Genomic DNA, 18,576 nt, shown 5'->3' with positions numbered 1-18,576 from the left:
TCGCTAACCTGAGAAAAAGGGACTCGTGAAGGAGACGTCATCGGGTAGGCGGCGATCGCTCGTCTCGACCCGTCTCGAACGGTTGCCCTGTCAGAGAGAGAGGCAACTTCGGCGTTGAGAGCCGCTGTTGTGGCACCGATGGGAGGGGGTTGCTATTTTTTAAAAACTGTTACAATTGTTAACACGCGGTGAGTTGTCCATAGTCCAGGCGCATCTATCGCGCTAACGGCGCGGAGCGCGTGGCGACCGAGTTCCTTGGTTCTCGCTCTCACGGCGAACGGCGACCTCCGCAACGGCGCGAGCCGCTGCTTGAGGCAATTCCGTTTTAAGGAAAGTTACGTCGTCATCGATCGCGCCCAACAAGAAGTCCGTCGTCATTCATCCCTCGAAACCTGCGTTATGAAGACTGCTCAGACCTCTACAGACTTGGTTCGCACCTACCTGCGCGAAATCGGTCGGGTTCCTCTACTCACCCATGAGGAAGAAATTCTCTACGGAAAGCAGGTTCAGCGATTCACAGCCTTACTAGAAACGAAAAACCAACTTGCGGAACAGCTCGATCGAGAGCCGACGCTGAAAGAGTGGGCCGAAGCCGCCGACCTTTCTCAAGCGGCTCTGCAAAAGGCGATCGAAGCGGGGGAATTCGCCAAACGCAAGATGGTTGAAGCCAACCTGCGGCTCGTGGTCTCGGTTGCTAAGAAATATATCAAACGAAACGTTGATTTACTCGATTTAATCCAAGAAGGCACCATCGGGATGCAACGGGGCGTTGAAAAATTCGATCCCACGAAAGGTTATCGCTTTTCGACTTACGCCTACTGGTGGATTCGTCAGGCCATCACCCGCGCCATCGCTGAAAAAGGTCGCACGATTCGCCTGCCGATTCACATTACGGAAAAACTCAATAAAATCAAAAAGGTTCAACGTCAACTGACGCAAAAACTGGGACGGGCGGCGACGGTCGCCGAAATCGCTGAAGAAATGAACCTGACGCCCAAACAAATTCGAGAATACCTCGAACGGGCCCGTCAACCGCTGTCTCTCGATTTGCGCGTTGGCGACAACCAAGATACGGAACTGGCGGATTTGCTGCAAGATGACGGCCCTTCGCCGGAAGATTTTGCGGTTCAATCCTCTCTTCGTAGCGACCTGGAAACCTTGATGGCGGATTTGACGCCCCAACAGCGGGAAGTTTTGGCGTTGCGCTTCGGTTTGCGCGACGGTAAGGCCATGACGCTGGCGAAGATTGGCGATCGACTCAAGATTAGCCGGGAACGGGTTCGTCAAATCGAACGGGAATCCCTCACGAAACTCCGCAAACGTAAGGCGGATATGGGCGAGTATTTGGCCAGTTAGGGGGAATGGGTCACGGGTAACGTTGACATTTTAACCAAAGTATGTTATAGGGCGCGATTTACTTTCGTGACTTCAATTTCTCCGACTGTTACGGGCGATCCGATGGGTCGCCCGTTTTTAATGAGGGTAACGGTGAGGGTATGGCGACCGGGGGCGGTGGTTTCGGGAATCTGGAGAACTCGCACGTCTCGTAAGAGGCTGTTGGGGGCGATTTGGCGGGGAAACCAAAAGCCGCCGAGGAGGGGTTTTGTTTCTTGAATGTCGCTGAGGGTCAGTTGGAGGGCGAGGTTTTTGGGCGGACGGGCGAGAAATTGCCAGAATGTTGAAATTTCGAGGGATTCTCCGGGTTCGATCGATCCGGGTAAGGGTTCGCGTCCGACTAAGATGCTGTGGTTTTCCAGGGGACGGTTGAGGGAAATTATCCGGTCTAAGTCGCTGGGGGTGGGAACGGGACCGGGATAGACCCAGGCGTACTCGATTCCTTGTAAGTTGACGGTGTGAAGGGGGGTTTGGCGGCGGAAATAATTCACCATCTTGGGATCTGGAAGCTTTCGCTGAATTTGGTTGACGTACAACACGACTCGGTTGCTTTGAGTCCACTCGGGGGCGGTGTCGGTGTCGCGGGATCGATCGATTTTTACCACTTCCCCTCGGAAATAGGCCCGAAAGACGGTTCGATACCAACTCGCCACGCGCATTCCTTCGGCTTGGGGTTGTTGGTTCAGCCACCACGCCGCCCGTTCTAAGCCTTCTCCTTGTCCGATGGTGAAGATTTCTTCGGCTGCTGAGAGTCCGCCGAAAAGGGGGTTGTAATAGGTGACGTAATCGGGGGCGTAGGGAAGTAGCGTCGTGGCTTGGACGGCGAGAAGTCCTCCGATGAAGACTTTTGCGGATTTGAAGGGTTTGAGGCTGGAGGCGATGGACCACCATCCGACGGCGGCCACCACGACTAACCAGGGATAGGTGGGGAGAGGATAGCGATCGAGTTTGTTGGAAAAGACGGAAAACACGACCAACATCGACGCCGACAACCCCAGTAATACGGTCAGTTCGGGGACGTAGGGGGTCTGTTTCCGCCATCGGGGAACCCCGAGGCGGAGGATTCCAGCCAGGAGTCCCACTTGAAACAGGGGAGAGAGGCGATACAGCATCGCTAGGGGATAAAACAGCAGTCCCACTTCGTCGGTGGTTTCGCCCAGGAAGAAGAAGTGGCCGCGGGCGGATTCGTCCACTAAGTCTTCGTAAAGCCGCTGGAGGGTTTCCCAGGGTTCCACCCACAACATCGGCCAGAGTAAAACGACGGTGGCGATGAGGGCGAGGGTCCACAGGGCGATTTCGATCGATCGCTGTGGCCAGCCTCGAGGGGCAAAGGAGGGTTTCGCCCGCCCCATTTCGATGGCGATGAGGGCGGCGACGAGGCCGGGAAGGATGAAGAGAATTGTGATTTTTCCGGCGGCGGCTAGTCCCATGGAGACCCCCGAGGCCAGCAGCCAGGTGAGTTTTCGCGGCGGTTGGGGAAACTTTAAGGGGGTGGTATCGGGGGGTAAACGTAAATATAGAAGCCCCCAGAGGACGCTGAGAGCGGCGAAATTTATCATTAGGGCATCGGTTGTCAAAAATCGCTGATACCCTAGGAAAAACGGCTCGAACATCAGTAAGCCGATGGAGAGAAGGGCGATCGCGTTTCCAAACAGTCGCCGCAGTAAGACGGTGATTCCCACTGTTGTGGCGGCGGTGACGAGGGCTTGCAGCAAGCGAGGTAGGACAAACCAACTGATGCTGTAATATTCGTAACGGAGGCATTTCTCGAAGTCGGTGAAGGGTTCTGTTAAGCCGAACCATTGGGGAAATGCCTGTTGTAAGGTACAGTTGAGTGCCATCGCCCACCCTGTCAGCCACATATTTGTTACGCCGGGATGGTGGCGTTCGTAGGTACTATCGAGATCGACGGCGAGAATTTCGCGAACGAATGTCGCTCCCCGTCGCAGCCAGGAGATTTCATCGACGTTGAGGGGAACGGTAATCGCCCAAACTCGCAGTGAAAGGGCGATGAGAAAGATTGCTAACAGGAGATAAAGGGAAGATCGATCGGCGTTCGGCGAGTTCGGGCGGCGAGGTTCGGGCAACATCGATGAATTTCTTTTAAGAGAGTTAAACACCAAAAAACGGCTTTTGGGTTGAGGAAACGCCACGGTAACTTTACGATCGAAGGGATTCAACTGGATGGGGAACGTCTCTTGACAAAGGCGAGGCTTTGCTATTCGATATCTAGAATTGTTTTCGATCGCGCTGTTGCGGTTGGCTTTTCGTTCTTTTTGGGGAAACGCTGAAGGACGACAATTCCAAATTTCTGTTGTACCACGTGGGGCAGCTCTGTGCGTCAATCTCTTTTTACAAGGCAGGATAAACGCTCGCAATCGAGCCTCATTTCGCGCAGTTTCGCAAACGAGCGATTTTGGGGAATTGCCAGTGTCGTCTGTGGGCTAGTTTACGCCATCGCCGTGCTTCCGGCGTCGTTCGATGGAGACTATATCGTTCAAGATGATGCTCGTCAGCATGTGTTTTGGATGCGGCGGTTTCTCGATGGGGATTTGTTTCCTAACGACGCGATCGCGGATTATTTTCAGTCGGTTTCTCCGGTGGGATATGCTTCGCTCTACCGTTTTGCAGCCAGTTTTGGACTCGATCCGTTTGTGTTTAATAAGATACTTCCGGTGTTCCTGGCTGGAATTCTCACCGCTTACGGATATGGGGTGTTTTTACAAGTTTTTCCGATTCCCTTTGCGGGGTTTTTATCGACGCTCGTTCTCAATCAGACGTTATGGTGTAAGGACGATTTGATTTCGGGAACGCCGCGAGCCTTTTTGTATCCGATTTTTTTGGGATTTTTATTCTATTATACCAAAAAAAATACGATAATGTCTATCGTTTTTGTAATTTTAACGGGGCTGTTTTACCCGCAGTTTTTACTCATCGAACTGGGAATTTTAATTTTAGACGGATTGGGATGGGTTCGACTCCGAGATATTTCGGATTCTATTAAAAGTCTTTTTTTTAAGAAATCGGGCTTGATTGAATTAGAAAATAACTTAGAAAATAACTTAGAAAATAACGGGAACCCAAACAACGGCAAGCCGCCTCGAAATTTCAGGATTTTAGATCCTAAAAGGCGAGAAAAATTTGGAAAATTAAATGGGGCTTCGATATTTCATTTATTGAATATTGCCGTCATCGTGGCGATGCTGGCAAGTTATGCTTTAAAAACCAACGAATACGCCCCTGTCGTCAATGCGGAACTCGCGAAACAACTTCCCGAATTTCTTAAAGGCGGACGGATTTATTTCTTTCACTCCGATCCTTTTGAGTTTTGGCTGTTGAGAAATCGCAGCGGTTTTTTGCCGCAAAAAACGGCGTTGACGCTGTGGGTTGGAATGCTGTTGCCGATTTTGTGGTATCGGCGCGATCGCTTTCCTTTATTGCAACAGCTCACCGCCAACGCCAAGCTGTTTTTTCAAATCCTGATTACGTCGATCGCCCTATTTTTTATCGCCCACGCCCTACTGTTCAAATTACATCTTCCCAGCCGTTACAGCGAACATACGCTGATTGTTTTACTGTCTTTTGCGGCGGGAATTTCGGCGACGACACTCCTCGATGCGGCTTGGCGTTGTCGCCAGCGACGGCGGTTGAAAGCGGGGTTGGCGTTACTTTTAATTCTGTCGATCGTCGTTTTTCCGGTGTTCCTCGATCGATTCCCAAAAACCTACAGTCTCGTCGAAGGCGAAGCCCCGCAACTTTACGAATTCTTCCAGCAACAACCGAAAGACATTCTCATCGCGTCTACCGCTAAAGAAGCCGACAACCTCCCCACTTTCGCCCAGCGATCGATCCTCGTCGGACATGAATACGCCATTCCCTACCATTACGGCTATTACCAACAGTTTCGCGATCGAGCCGTTGCCGTCTTCGAGGCACAATACAGCCCCACCCTCGAACCCGTCAAACAAACCATTAGCGACTATAACATTGACTTTTGGCTGTTAGACAGAAACGCCTTTTCCCCCGACTATCTCAGCGATCGCCAGTGGGGAAGTCGCTGGCGACGCCAGTTTATCCGAGATCCCCAACTTATCGCCCGTCTCGAAAGTGGCGTTCCCCCCGCCCTCGCCGCCTCGGTTCCCGCCTGTAAAGTGTTCGAGACACCCGAACATCAGGTATTATCGGCGTCTTGTCTCCTATCAGCCCCCTAGAGAATGGCGAGAAAAATGGCGATCGCACATCTCCAAACCTTCTTAATTCGCCCCATTTCCCAAATTCCCCGGTTCGTTACCGGGTTTTGGTTCGCCCTGAGTTTGGCGGCGAGTAGTTTTTACAGCCTTCGAGTCGTCTCGCAAGCCCTGTCTCACGAGTATCTGGTTTCTGACGACGGGCGACAACATCTGTTTTGGATGCGGCGGTTTCTCGATTCGGGGCTGTTTCCCGACGATGCGATCGCCGATTATTTCCAATCCGTCGCCCCCCTGGGCTATCAGGGGTTTTACTGGATCTTCGCCCAACTGGGAATCGATCCTCTCGACGTGGCGAGGGTGATTCCCTTTCCCCTGGCGTTGTTGGCGACGGGGTTCGCCTTTGGGCTGACGTTGGAAATTTTCCCGATTCCTTCAGCGGCGTTTTTCAGCAGCGTTTTGTTGATTCAAAATCTCTGGATGCGAGACGATCTCGCCTCGGCGTCAGCGAGGGCGTTTCTCAACCCCCTGTTTTTGGCGTTTCTCTATTTTCTGATGCGGCGAAAAACCCCCTGGATGCTGCTGTCGCTGTTGGGGGTGGGCTATTTTTACCCGCAATATCTACTCGTGGCGGCGGGGGTGTTGCTGCTGTTTCCGCGAAACTTCCTCCAACTCAAATTCCCCCCAGCGGGAAATCTCCTCGCCCTCGCCCTCTGCGGGGCGATTCTGCTTCCCTACGCCTTCAAAACTTCCGATTTCGGTTCGGCGTTTTCTCTGGTGGAAGCCCGTCATCTCCCCGAATTCCAACCGGGAGGGAGAACCGCCTATTTCGCGAAAGACTGGGGGCGGTTTTGGCTGAGTGGAAGTCGAACCGGATTACAACCCGCCCTCGATCCCCCGTTACTCTGTTTGGGATTGCTGCTTCCGCTGTGGCTGCGAGGGCGATCTCCTTTAAAATCGCCTTTAAAATCTCATTTACACCATATATATATAGTGTCGGCGTTGGTAATTTCGAGTTTGACGTGGTTCTTCCTCGCCCACCTGCTGGCGTTTCGCCTGCATCTCCCCAGTCGCTACACGCAGCATAGTTTGCGGATTGCGATCTCGATCGCCGCCGGAATTTCGATCGTCTGGATTCTCGAGAGTCTGTGGCGTTGGGCGAAACCGTCATCTCGGAGATTTAGAGGAGGTGTCGCCGTGACGGTGACTGTGGCGATTTTCGGATATCTCGCGGCGTATCCGTTTTCTTTGGGAAATTACCCGAAAACCAACTATATTGTCGGTTCCCATCCTCAACTTTACGAGTTTTTCCAGCAGCAACCGAAGGATACTCTCATCGCGTCTCTGTCGCCGGAAGCCAACAATCTCCCCACTTTCGCCCAGCGATCGATCTTCGTGGGTTACGAATACGCGATTCCTTTCCACCGAGGCTATTATCACTTACTTCGCCAACGGGCGATCGATCTCCTCGAGGCTCACTATACCTCAGATGAGAATCAGTTGAGGCAGTTTGTGGAAGCCCACGACATCGATTTTTTCCTCATCGATACCGACGCCTTTTCTCCGGAATATCTTCTCGAATCCCGATGGCGTCGATCGTATCCCCAGGAAACCGACGCGATTCGCCGACGGCTTCTCAGCGGAGAAATCCCCGCGTTACAAGGATTCCTCGAAACCTGCGGAGGTTTTTACAATGAAGATCCAACCGAAAATTTAGCGGTTGTCGCGAAATCCTGTATCGTGAAAGCTGAACCACAGTGAGTTTCGTCGGTATGGCGTATCGAAAGTTTTCCTTGGTTTGGCTACAGCGAGCGATCGCCTTTGTGGTGATTTGCGGGGTGTTTTTCCGAATTTACAACCTCGATGGAAAAGTCTATTGGTACGACGAAACCATGACTTCCCTTCGCGTCGCTGGATACACGCAGGCGGAGTTCGTTCGCGAAGCGGCGAACGGAGAAATTACGAGTATCGAACGTCTGAGAAACATCTATCAGTATCCGAACGAAACCCGAGATTTATCGGATTCCATCGATGCCCTGGCTCGGCATCCCGAACATTCTCCTTTATATTATATCCTGGCTCGGTTTTGGCTGCAAGTTTTCGGGAATTCTGTAATTGCTATTCGCAGTCTTTCGGTCGTTTTTGGAATTTTGGCGATTCCGTTAATGTACTGGCTCTGTTGCGAGTTATTTTCCCAGCCGTTAATGTCCGGGTTGGGGGTCGCCATTTTCGCCATTTCTCCGTTTCACGTACTGTACGCTCAGGAAGCCAGAGAATATAGTTTGTGGACAGTAACAATTTTACTATCGAGTGTTGTTTTGTTACGGGCGGTTCGAGAATCGAAATATCGCGTGGCGACGCCGATGTGGTTGCTGTACGGCGTTATCGTGGCTTTGAATTTGTACGCTCATCCTTTTGCGGCGTTCGTTTCGGTTTCTCACGGGTTGTACGTGGTGTTGACTCAAGGATGGAAAAAACTTAAAAACGTAATTTCTTACGGCTGGGCGTCGCTTTTAGGAATTATTTTATTTTCGCCTTGGCTCTATGTTGTTGTCCAAAATATATCGTATTTCGTCAAAAATACTCAAAGTACCATGTCGCCTCGGGATAACCTGCATTTAATTTGGGGTTTGAATCTCAGTCGAATTTTTATCGATGTAAATCAGGGAACTAGCCCCCTCAATCCGTTGCTGTACTTGGCAATTTTTCTGGTTCTCTATTCTATCGTGGTTTTGGTTCGATCGACCCCCCCGAAAACTTGGCTGTTTGTCGTACTGTTAATGGGGGTGACGGGAACGGCGTTATTGGTTCCTGATATCCTGGTTGGGGGACGACGATCGAACAACCTTCGCTATGTGGTTCCTTGCGTCATCGGAATTCAGTTAGCGGTGACGTATCTCTTCGGAACGAAACTTTCGACGCTGTGGCTGGGAGTGCGCCAACACCGACGCTGGAAATACGCGATTTTATTCCTGTTTTTCTGCGGATTTATTTCCTGTGCGGTGAGTTCCCAGATTCCCGTTTGGTGGAACAAAAGTTACGCCAAAAGCCGCTACAACCCCGCCATCGCTGAAATTATCGCTCAAAGCGATCGCCCGTTGGTGATTAGCGATGAAAAGCCGGGGAGATTGCTCTCGTTGAGTCACTTACTTCCCCCCGATGTCGATATTCAGATTTTGAAACCTTCCCAAGTTCCCGAAATTCCCGATGGCTATTCTCCGGTGTTTTTGTATCGCCCGTCAGAACCGTTAAAAGGGGCGATCGCACAGCGATATAACGCTCCCATCGAACGGGCGTATCAAGGATGGCTGTTTGTTATTGATAATTGAGAATTGATAACCGTTGAGTTGGCGAAACCCAACCGCCCATCGCTTTCGGATTCTAAAATTGATTCAATCTCAAATTGGAGACGCTAGAGGAAATGTTGTTTATCAATAAATCTCAAATAACGTCGCCGAAGACGCTATCTTGGATTATAATTATATATGCGATCGCCGTTCGTTTCGTACAGTATATTGCCAATCGATCGCTCTGGGCGGACGAATCAGTATTGGCGTTAAATATCGTCGATCGTAACTATCTAGAACTTCTCGAACCTCTCGATTACAACCAAGGCGCCCCCATTGGATTTCTCTGGGTAGAAAAACTCGCAATACAGCTACTTGGAAATAACGAATACGCCTTGAGGCTATTTCCCTTTATCTGCGGAATCGCCTCAATTTTCCTATTTTACGACTTAGCCAAACGCAGCTTAAACCACTACGGCGTTCCGATGGCGTTGGCGTTTTTCGCCACTTTAGAATATTTGGTGTATTACACCACCGAATTAAAACAATATTCCAGCGATGTCGCCGTCGCCTTGATTCTGGCGTGGCTGACACAGGATTTACTCAAACGAGACTTAAACTTCAAAAACACCGCAATCTACAGCATTATCGGGGCGGTTATCATCTGGTTTTCCCATCCCGCCGTTCTCGTCGCAGGAGGTTTCGCCCTATTTTCCCTCATCAAACTGTGGCGAAACCGGGATTTTCAACGACTCCCCAAACTCATTACCGTCTTCGCCGTGTGGGGAATCAGCTTTCTCGGCTTTTACTTCCTCTCCATCCAATCGTTGAGTAACAACGAAACCCTGATGGAATCATGGCGGAGTGCATTTCCCTCAGAACTTACCGATATTAACTGGTTAGCCGAAAAATGGTGGAAACTCTTCGAGAATCCCTTGGGATTTTCCGAAAATTACTACATCATCGCCGCGAACGTTTTCTTCTTCATCGGCGTATTTTCCCTCTTTCGCCGCAACCCCTCCATCCTGGCTTTCCTCACCTCGCCTCTCCTGGCGACGATTCTCGCGGCGTATCTGCGTCAATACCCCTTCCGCAATCGCTTACTTCTGTTTCTGACGCCGTTTATCATTCTCCTCATCGCCGAGGGGCTTCATTACTTACGAAATACCGACTCTCGCAAATTTATCGAATTCAAACACATCGGAACAGTTTTCTTCATCCTTCTGATTATCCAACCCCTTTTCCAAACTACCGCCTTATTCGTCAATCCTATCACCCGAGAAGAAATTCGCCCCGTCATCGCCTACGTGAAAGAACACCAGCAACCGGGAGACGTTCTCTATATCTTCCAGCGAGGAGAATATCAGTTTCAATATTACGCCGAAAAATTCGGCTATGAAGAGGGCGATTACATCGTCGGCGTTGACGACTTAGAAGATGGAAAAGAAGTCTCGCCGCCAGAGTGGGAACGTTACACCCAAGATTTAAATGCGTTGCAGGGAAATCCTCGCGTCTGGCTGATTTTTTCCCATATCGACGATGTAGAAGAAGAACGCGATCGCGTCTTAGGCTACATTGACAGTTTAGGACAAAAGCGCGATCGATACGACGCCCCCGGTGCCTTCGCTTTGTTGTACGACTTTACAGCCAACGATGAAACTCCCTAAATCTCTCAACTTCAGCTTAAAACTGCTGTGTATCGCCGTCATCGTTCTCGGGATTTTCTATCGCGTCACCAACTTAGGCTTTAAATTTTACTGGGGCGACGAAGTTCGGACTTCCATGCGAATTTCGGGATATACCGAAGAAGAAGTTATCGAAACCAGCTACACCGGAGAAATCCTCGAATTTAGCCAACTGCAAGCCTATCACTATCCGCAAAACAGAACCGTTTCCGATACCCTTTCCGCCCTCGCCCACCATCCCGAACATCCACCCTTATATTACCTGTCATCGCGATTTTGGGTGCAGTTTTGGATGCAGTGGTTTTCCGATTCCGTGGCGGTGACGCGGAGTCTCTCGGCGGTGTTTAGCTTACTGGCGATTCCCTGCGCGTTTTGGCTGTGTCGAGAAATATTCGCCGATTCCCGGGTGGCTTGGGTTGCAACGGCGTTAGTCGCAATTTCCCCGTTACATATTTTATACGCCCACGAAGCGAGACAGTATAGTTTGTGGGTGTTGGTGACGCTGTTTTCTAGTGGAATGTTGGTTCGATCGCTCCGCCGTTCTACCGTAAAAAACTGGGGGATTTACGCTTTCAGTATCGCCCTCGGTTTGTACTCGCATTTGCTTTTTGCATTGGTGGCGATCGCTCACGCCATTTACGTCTTTGCAACCGAAGGAATCCGCCGCAGCAAAACCGTAATTTCCTATCTCGTTTCCAGCATTCTCGGCGGCTTGCTATTTTCCCCCTGGATTTGGATTATCGTCACCAAAACCGCCCGAACCAGCGAAGCCATTGAAGAAGGGGAGTCGAGTGTAGAATTCTCCTTTTTAGTCTATCGTTGGTTTCGCAACCTCAACCGCGTCTTCTTCGACGCCAATCTCGGGGATATCAACTTTATTTTAGTCCTGTTTGTTCTATACGCCCTCTATATTTTAATCCGAGAAAATCCGCGAAAAACTTGGTTTTTGGTCTTGACAATTGTGGCAACTAATGCTATATTTTTAGTGATACCTGATATTATCTGGGGTTCTCGGCGGTCGGCGGGATTGCGTTACTTATTCGCCTCTTATACGGGAATCCAAATCGCGGTTGCCTATTTATTTTCAACCAAGTTTAATTCCGTCAAACTGTGGCAACAGAAAACCTGGCGCGTTGTCTTTGTCTTGTTTCTGACAGTCGGGACAATTATGGGAGCGATCGACCTTCAAAAAGAAGTCACCTGGAACAAAAGCGACGACAAAGCCAGATTCTACATTCCCGCCGCTGAAAAGATTAACTTAGCCCCCAATCCGCTGTTAATTACCACAGAAGATCCCGTCAAAGTTCTCACCTTCAGTTATCGCGTCAAACCCGAAACCCAATTTCAGCTTTTCCGAGAAGAGAGACTTCCTGATTTTCCCGACAAGCGTTCTGTCTTTTTATTCAATCCCTCTCCGGTTTTACAGCAGCAAGTACAAGCCTTACCGAACACGCAACTCGAGCTTGTTGAAAATCGAAAAGACGAGCTAAAATTATGGCAGGTACTTCGCTGAAAATATAAAACTTGTAGGGAGTAACATCACCACAGAGACACAGAGAGTACAGAGGATTTTAATGCAAAAATACGAACGGGTAAAAAGTCGATTTTTAAATATGTCTAAAAAACAACAAAAACCAGATTCTAAACACTAAAGTTTTAGCAGAATTTTCCGTCGCAAAAAAATTTACTATAATTTATCTAATTCAAATTCGATCTTCTTGGCAAAGTAGCGGTAAAAAAGAAAATGACATCACGTAAAGTCTCAAAAAGCATTGCAATATCTCTTGAGATATTGCATAAAATAGAAACTTCAATTAATTCTGGAAAAATCGGCAATCTAGATGAATTTGTTGAAATGGCACTGCGTCGAGAACTTGAAGCAAGAAGGCAAACTGAAATTGATGCTGAATTGGCGGAAATGGCTAAAGATCCGGACTATATCCAAGAAGTGACGCAATTAGAATCGGAATTCGCTAAAGCAGACTGGGAGGCATTTGAAATTGGAGTAAACTAGGGAAGTGAGGAAAAAGCTCCGCTGTAACGCATCGAGTGACTGGCAAATTGACAAACGCCAAAATTGGTTAAAATCCCAAAAAATCTTGTATTATGAGTAAAATTAAAGCTGTTTTTGATGGAGAAGTGTTTCGTCCTTCGGAACCCATTGAACTCGAACCGAATACGATCGTTGAAATTGAGATTGAGACAGTAAATATGCCTGAATCCCAAGAAGTATCTTTTTTCGATGTTGTAGAATCTCTCAATTTAGAAGGGCCTTCAGATTGGGCAAAAAACTTAGACAAATACTTGTATGGACTTGAAAGTGACGAGGAAGGCTGAAGTTTTTTTAGATACTTCCTATATTATTGCTTTGGCAAACTTCTCTGATGAATATCATTCTCGAGCAGTTCAATTGTCTAGACAACTGAAATCCGAAAAAATTAAGGTTGTCACGACTAGAGGCATTTTGCTTGAGATTGGTAATGCTTTATCGCGGTTTCGCCTTCGTTCTCAATCAATTCAAATTTTAAGAATCTTAGAAAAAGATTCACAAGTCACCATTATTCCTTTGTCTGAAGCTTTGTATTTTAGAGCATTTAAACTATATAGCCAACGTTTGGATAAACAGTGGGGACTCGTGGATTGTATCTCGTTTGTAGTGATGGAAGACCATCAAATTCAGGCGGCTCTGACAGCCGACGTTCATTTTCGTCAAGCTGGTTTTCAAGCGTTATTGCTTGATTGATTACAACTATTAAAAATTATAAAAAATTGAATACTTTCGTCCGGAGCGAGGCTAAATTAGGAGCAAAAAGAGGATATATTCACCTCTATTTTTCACTCCAATTATGGGCAACCTCTCCATTGCGCTGCTGTTTGCAGCCTCCCTCACCCTAACCTCGCCGATTCTGGCGGCGGAATCCCCAGACGCTTCCACCATGAACGACACCACCGACGAAACCCTCAACGACTACGATCGCTATCGCCAAGTCCTCGATCGAACCACCTCAATGGTACGGGACGACGCCGCACGAGCGATCGCCAGCGAATACGGCCTCGATATCGTCAACGTCATGTGGGAAGATACCGGACGCTACGCCAATTCCGCCGTCGGACCGAATATCAGCGACTTGACGATTCAGGTTCAACAGCACAACCCCCGTAGCGACGAATACGAACTGCACCTGATGCCCGTCATCCGCTACCCTAACTTTAGCGACTTTACCGCCGACATTCCCCTCGATCGCTTCTCCCTTCTCGTGGGAAACGAACAGGGGGAAGACTTGCGCCGAGTTCCCCTGCGCGAGGTACTCGAGAACCTGCGAGACTACCTCCACGACCCCAATTCCTGGGACGGCGACAAGACTTCCCTCCTCGCCGAACGAGACAGCCACGTTCTCGTCAGCGCACAAGCCTGTTTTCTCCCCATTCCCCAAGGAGACAAAGCGCAGTTCAACCCTGTCCTCTTTAATTACCAATCTTACGAAGGCGACCCCGCCGTACTCACCATTCTCGCCACCCGCGAAGGAACCAGCGTCACCATCATCGACAACACTCGCGATGCGTTTGAAGCGGGTCAAACCTGGGGACAACGGCTGTTTTTCAACCAAAACGGCGATCGAGCCAGTCTCACCGGCCAGCGATCGAGCGATTTTCAAGCCGAATCTCCCGGCGACGCCTCCGACACATCCACCACCGAAGCCGCTGGAGAATCCGGGTTAAACATGGTGATGGTGATTCAAGTTCCCCTGAAACAAAAATACCCAATGCGGATACGCGGAGGGTTCGGCCAACTGATGGCGGTTCCCATGTCCGCTGAATACGAGGACGGTGCAGCCAGTAACGTAGAAGACGCCGTTATCGGACATGGAGAAATCGAAGGACCGTTTACGGAAATCGACGGACTCGCCATCCAGCGGGACCCGGATTTCCCGATTCGCGTCACCGTTCAGTTTTACAAAGCCACCGACAACGGTGTCGTCTCCGAAGCCGACATCGCCGACATTCACGAACAAATTACCCGCATTTACGTTGATGCGGATTACGTGGGAAGTCTCGTCGTGGACGACCGAAGCCAGCGTCTGACGGATTATCCGGGGTCTCACGAAGAACCGGAAGACTGGTGGGAGAAATTCTGGGAACGCCACCGCCAAAATACCGGAGAATCCCCCGCCGAAACACTCGAACGGTTGCGTCGTCTGTTTAACCAACAGCGTATTTCGGAGGATACATGAGCGACGAGACGACCTTACTTCAACGAGACCCCTTCGCAGACGGAACCACCGACGACCCAATCCTCGAAATTCGCACTTACGACGGAACTCGTAACAACCTGACGCCGGAACGAATTGCTTACGGCGCCTCGGGACAGCCGTTTTTACGGCGGTTTCCGCCGGAGTACGAAGACGGCGAGGCGGCGCCTGCGGGGGTGGGGAACCGCCAGCCGATTCCCATCTACACTCAAGAAGAGGTCGATCGCCTGACTGCGCTGGGTCGTACAGTTGTCCCCAATACCGATCCTGCCATTAACGCGCCGTTTCTGGAACTCGATCCCCCCGATCGCCCCAGTCCCCGCGTTATCAGCAACCTCCTGGCCGACCAAGATGGAGAGAGTATCCCCAACCGTCGCTACACTACGGATTTAACCTGGAGTTTCGGACAGTTCGTCAACCACGATTTGGATTTAGCCCTCGAAGGCTTTGGGGAAACCGACTCCAACCGCGACCTCTCCTTCCCCATCGATATTCCCCTCGACGATCCCGATTTCGGCGAAAATACTCCCGGTGCGCGTCCCAACAATCAGTTTCCCTTCGAGCGAGATGCGTTAGCTCCCGGAACTGGGGTGAACGATATCCCCGGAACGGGAGTGAATCGGATTACCGGATGGCTCGACCTCTCCACAGTGTACGGGTCGAACGTGGAAATTGCGCGGGAATTGCGATCGTTTTCTGGGGGACAACTGCGGGTGACTCCCACGGAAACGGGGGATTTGCTTCCCGTCAACAGTCCCAGTCCCACCCAGGAAGGAAAACCGATTTCCCTACCGGGAGCGTTTGAAGGAGTGGGATTCGCCGCTGGGGACGAACGAGTCAGCGAAAACAACAGCCTCGCCGCGCAACATACTCTGTGGCTGAGAAATCACAACCGCCTCGCGGCGGAACTGGGAGAACTTCACCCGGATTGGACGGACGAACAACTGTTTCAACGAGCCAGACAACTCAATATCGCTCAATATCAAAATGTCGTTCTCAATCAGTGGCTTCCGACGTTGCTGGGGGAAAATAACCCCAATTCGCTTCGTCCTTATACCGGATACGACGACAGCCTCAATCCTCAAACTAGCAATGCTTTCGTCACGGCGTCGTTCCGCATCGGTCATACCCTCGTCAGTCCGACGATTTGGCGTCTCGACGAAAACGGCGAAGTCGATTCTCGGGGAAATATCAGCTTTTTCCGCAATTTCGATGCTCCCGATGTGAGGGAAGGGAGCGATTTAGATGTGATTTTTCGCGGTTTGACCTCGAAGTTATCTCAAGATGTGGATACGAGGGTGGCTGACGATTTGCGAAACGCGCTCCCCAATTTTATTGGAGCGATTCCGATTCCCTTGGGTGCGGTGGGGTTCGATTTGGTGTCGGCGAATCTGCAACGGGGACGCGATCGTGGCGTGGCGGATTACAATCAACTTCGGAGAACGCTGGCTGAACAGTACCCGGAATTGGGAATTCGTCCGGTGACGAGTTTCGCGGAAATTACCTCCGACCCGGAATTACATGCAGCCTTAGAATCGGTTTACGGTACGGTTGAGGATATCGATCCTTGGATTGGGTTGTTAATTGAAGATCCGGTTCCGGGGTCGAGTTTCGGTCCGACGCAGGGGGCGATTTTTCGGGAACAGTTCGAGCGGATTCGCAACGCCGATCGCTTTTGGTTCGATCGAACTTTGGAGGAAGGGGGATTTTTTACAGCAGAAGAACTCGCCGCGATTCGCGATACCTCGTTTTCCGATATTCTCCAACGAAACACCGACATTGAAGAGATTCAAGACAATCCCTTTTTCTTAATGAAGGTGGGAAAAAGCGACCCTGAAGCCATGAACGGCGGGGTGGGAGCGGATTCGATTTTGGGAATGGCTGGCGATGACGAGATGTACGCTGCGGCGGGTGACGATGCGATCGCCGGAAATCAGGGAAACGACGTTCTCGAGGGCGAGTTGGGAAACGACGTATTGATGGGAGGAAAAGCCTTCGATCGCCTGTCGGGAGGTGAGGGAAACGACCGTCTCAACGGCGATGGCGACAGCGATACGCTCATCGGCGGTGCGGGATCGGATACGTTTGAATTCGGACGGGATGGGGTGAGATTTTCGGAATTGGGAATCGATGAAATTACGGATTTTGTCAGCGGTGAAGATGCGATCGCACTTTCGGCGGAAAGTTTTGTTTTACCTTATTCAGACGGAACGATTTCCGTGGAAACGGTCGAAGAAAATGCAGATAGGTCAGAGGCTGCGATCGTGTTCGATCGCACCACTGGCACGTTATTTTACAATCCCGACGGTCCGGACATCGGCTTCGATTTCGGCGGACAGTTCGCCACCCTACAACCGGGTTTGACGCTTTCTGAAGCAGATTTTCGAGTGGTGTGAATCCAAATTTAGGGGTGCATCTCAAAATCGTAAATCGATCGGGGTAATTTAGCTTCTGTTGGGTTTCGCGTTTGCTCCATCTAAGCTACCCTTTATTTTTTGATAGTTCGACCCTGAGAGGGTGATACGGAATCCAGTTTTGAAAAACCTGTTTTGCAGTCCTCGTCGTAAATTCCCTGTACGCCAGGACTTAAATCGATTTTGGGCAATCTCGTTAAAAGGGGCTATGGTGTGCGGATTCCGTATCAGGAGCGAGTCTTATCGCAATTCATCATAATCTTCTGATGACTCGAACAGCATCAAGAAAATGTCGATGAAATAATATTGAGAAACCCAAAAAGCCTCGGGAATTATTTAGCTGCTAAATCTTGACAATCGGCACAACTTAATATCCACCAAACTAAATGTGTGTACTGAGCGCACTCAAACCAAGTCAGTGTAAACATGAGGTAGGCGATAACAGCGATCGCCAATCGACGATAGGGCGATCGGTATAAACTAATCGAATAAAATATCCATAAGAGCGAGTAGATAGACGTTCCGATGATTCCAATAGAGACGAGGGAATCTAAAACGATATTATGTCCCTTACTCGACCGAATCAAATCCTGTCGAAAGCTGCCATCTCGGTGGAGATAGGTAAATTTAAAATCATCGATACTTACTATTTCTATCAGTCCAGGTGTCTCTTTGACGTGAATAAATGCCACGCCAAAGCCATCGAATCCCCACCCCCACCCAGGTCTTTCTCGAATTCCTTGAAGTGTCATGTCCCACAAATAAATGCGATCGGAGGTAATTTGTTTGGCGATCGAGAGTCCTGAAATTTGTTTGTTACTTGTTTGAATTCCCACCACGATCGAGCTAAGTAAAACGGCGATCGCAAGTTGTTTGTAATACTTTTGTCCGAAGTGATAAGCCAAAGATACCACAAGTGCCAGAATTGCCATGCGAGTTCCATTGAAAAGCAGCGCCAAGACGAGTAAACTGAACGCAAGAATGAAGTCTCTGCGTTTCAACCCGTGTTGCTGCCATAAGGCAAGTGCTAATGTGGCACTTATGGCCAGAACCACCGAAGCATGACCGCGATGAGAATAGAATCCGATCGGTTGGTGATTTTGAAAAATCGTACTGGCGAGAATATGGCTTTGAAGAAGTTGTCCAGATGTCGCAGTATAGTCGATTTTCCAGTTCACCAGTTGTGGAAGACTTGCTATGGCGAGGAGAACGCCACCGACGAGTAAACCGATCGCCTGCGATCGCATCAGTTGAGGAGATTGTTTCAGCAGTAGGCTATTGGATAGGGTGAACGCTGCAATCAGACACCAGTACAGCCAACCATCTCCCATTTCAGGTTGTCCGAAAAAAGAGCGATC

The 18,576-nt window shown here is 49.9% G+C and carries 13 protein-coding genes; 11 read left to right on the top strand and 2 right to left on the bottom strand.

Going from position 1 to position 18,576, the window contains the following annotated elements; translation table 11 throughout:
• Positions 1–399: 399 nt before the first annotated feature.
• Positions 400–1,356 (top strand): RNA polymerase sigma factor, RpoD/SigA family, encoded by a 957-nt coding sequence (locus ACP5D4_RS03070; RefSeq protein WP_428010195.1) that lies wholly within the window; start codon positions 400–402, stop codon positions 1,354–1,356.
• Positions 1,357–1,400: 44 nt separating this feature from the next.
• Here ACP5D4_RS03070 and ACP5D4_RS03065 read toward each other — a convergent pair whose 3' ends face one another.
• Entirely contained in the window at positions 1,401–3,485 is a 2,085-nt protein-coding gene (locus tag ACP5D4_RS03065; protein WP_428010153.1) for an ArnT family glycosyltransferase, read from the bottom strand.
• Between the two features lie 246 nt (positions 3,486–3,731).
• Here ACP5D4_RS03065 and ACP5D4_RS03060 point away from each other — a divergent pair, with 246 nt between their 5' ends.
• The 10 genes from ACP5D4_RS03060 (at position 3,732) to ACP5D4_RS03015 (ending at position 17,200) form a co-directional block, all read left to right on the top strand.
• Positions 3,732–5,606: a hypothetical protein gene (locus ACP5D4_RS03060; RefSeq protein WP_428010152.1), complete on the top strand. Its 1,875-nt coding sequence runs from the start codon at positions 3,732–3,734 to the stop codon at positions 5,604–5,606.
• Between the two features lie 15 nt (positions 5,607–5,621).
• Positions 5,622–7,343 carry a hypothetical protein gene (locus ACP5D4_RS03055; RefSeq protein ID WP_428010151.1) on the top strand — a complete coding sequence of 574 codons (1,722 nt, stop codon included), beginning with the start codon at positions 5,622–5,624 and terminating at the stop codon, positions 7,341–7,343.
• Complete coding sequence (locus ACP5D4_RS03050) at positions 7,340–8,911, top strand: glycosyltransferase family 39 protein (protein WP_428010150.1); 1,572 nt, start codon at positions 7,340–7,342, stop codon at positions 8,909–8,911. Before ACP5D4_RS03055 ends, ACP5D4_RS03050 begins: the two co-directional genes overlap by 4 nt.
• A gap of 92 nt (positions 8,912–9,003) precedes the next feature.
• A complete protein-coding gene (locus tag ACP5D4_RS03045) occupies positions 9,004–10,536 on the top strand; it encodes a glycosyltransferase family 39 protein (RefSeq protein ID WP_428010149.1) in 1,533 nt (510 codons plus the stop codon).
• Complete coding sequence (locus ACP5D4_RS03040) at positions 10,523–12,067, top strand: glycosyltransferase family 39 protein (RefSeq protein ID WP_428010148.1); 1,545 nt, start codon at positions 10,523–10,525, stop codon at positions 12,065–12,067. The genes ACP5D4_RS03045 and ACP5D4_RS03040 overlap by 14 nt, the downstream gene beginning before the upstream one ends.
• Positions 12,068–12,298: 231 nt before the next feature.
• Positions 12,299–12,568: a hypothetical protein gene (locus ACP5D4_RS03035; protein ID WP_428010147.1), complete on the top strand. Its 270-nt coding sequence runs from the start codon at positions 12,299–12,301 to the stop codon at positions 12,566–12,568.
• A gap of 92 nt (positions 12,569–12,660) precedes the next feature.
• Positions 12,661–12,891: an antitoxin AF2212-like protein gene (locus tag ACP5D4_RS03030; RefSeq protein ID WP_428010146.1), complete on the top strand. Its 231-nt coding sequence runs from the start codon at positions 12,661–12,663 to the stop codon at positions 12,889–12,891.
• On the top strand, positions 12,863–13,297 hold the full coding sequence (locus tag ACP5D4_RS03025) for a type II toxin-antitoxin system VapC family toxin (RefSeq protein ID WP_428010145.1): 435 nt from the start codon (positions 12,863–12,865) through the stop codon (positions 13,295–13,297). The genes ACP5D4_RS03030 and ACP5D4_RS03025 overlap by 29 nt, the downstream gene beginning before the upstream one ends.
• A gap of 103 nt (positions 13,298–13,400) precedes the next feature.
• On the top strand, positions 13,401–14,786 hold the full coding sequence (locus ACP5D4_RS03020; protein WP_428010144.1) for a hypothetical protein: 1,386 nt from the start codon (positions 13,401–13,403) through the stop codon (positions 14,784–14,786).
• Positions 14,783–17,200 carry a peroxidase family protein gene (locus ACP5D4_RS03015; RefSeq protein ID WP_428010143.1) on the top strand — a complete coding sequence of 806 codons (2,418 nt, stop codon included), beginning with the start codon at positions 14,783–14,785 and terminating at the stop codon, positions 17,198–17,200. Before ACP5D4_RS03020 ends, ACP5D4_RS03015 begins: the two co-directional genes overlap by 4 nt.
• Positions 17,201–17,550: 350 nt before the next feature.
• Here ACP5D4_RS03015 and ACP5D4_RS03010 read toward each other — a convergent pair.
• Positions 17,551–18,576, bottom strand: a 1,026-nt coding sequence (locus ACP5D4_RS03010) for an O-antigen ligase family protein (protein ID WP_428010142.1), incomplete at its 5' end; no start/stop codon positions are given.

It is taken from the genome of Baaleninema sp. (assembly GCF_049974805.1).
Taxonomy (GTDB): Bacteria; Cyanobacteriota; Cyanobacteriia; order Cyanobacteriales; family Geitlerinemataceae; genus Baaleninema.
The sequence above is the reverse complement of the archived record's forward strand: the minus strand, read 5'-3'. Positions and strand labels throughout refer to the sequence as shown.

Coding starts and splice junctions, on each gene's coding strand:
- ACP5D4_RS03070 (WP_428010195.1), top strand. CDS start 400: ATGAAGACTGCTCAGACCTCTACAGACTTGGTTCGCACCTACCTGCGC.
- ACP5D4_RS03065 (WP_428010153.1), bottom strand. CDS start 3,485: ATGTTGCCCGAACCTCGCCGCCCGAACTCGCCGAACGCCGATCGATCT.
- ACP5D4_RS03055 (WP_428010151.1), top strand. CDS start 5,622: ATGGCGATCGCACATCTCCAAACCTTCTTAATTCGCCCCATTTCCCAA.
- ACP5D4_RS03045 (WP_428010149.1), top strand. CDS start 9,004: ATGTTGTTTATCAATAAATCTCAAATAACGTCGCCGAAGACGCTATCT.
- ACP5D4_RS03040 (WP_428010148.1), top strand. CDS start 10,523: ATGAAACTCCCTAAATCTCTCAACTTCAGCTTAAAACTGCTGTGTATC.
- ACP5D4_RS03035 (WP_428010147.1), top strand. CDS start 12,299: ATGACATCACGTAAAGTCTCAAAAAGCATTGCAATATCTCTTGAGATA.
- ACP5D4_RS03030 (WP_428010146.1), top strand. CDS start 12,661: ATGAGTAAAATTAAAGCTGTTTTTGATGGAGAAGTGTTTCGTCCTTCG.
- ACP5D4_RS03025 (WP_428010145.1), top strand. CDS start 12,863: ATGGACTTGAAAGTGACGAGGAAGGCTGAAGTTTTTTTAGATACTTCC.
- ACP5D4_RS03020 (WP_428010144.1), top strand. CDS start 13,401: ATGGGCAACCTCTCCATTGCGCTGCTGTTTGCAGCCTCCCTCACCCTA.
- ACP5D4_RS03015 (WP_428010143.1), top strand. CDS start 14,783: ATGAGCGACGAGACGACCTTACTTCAACGAGACCCCTTCGCAGACGGA.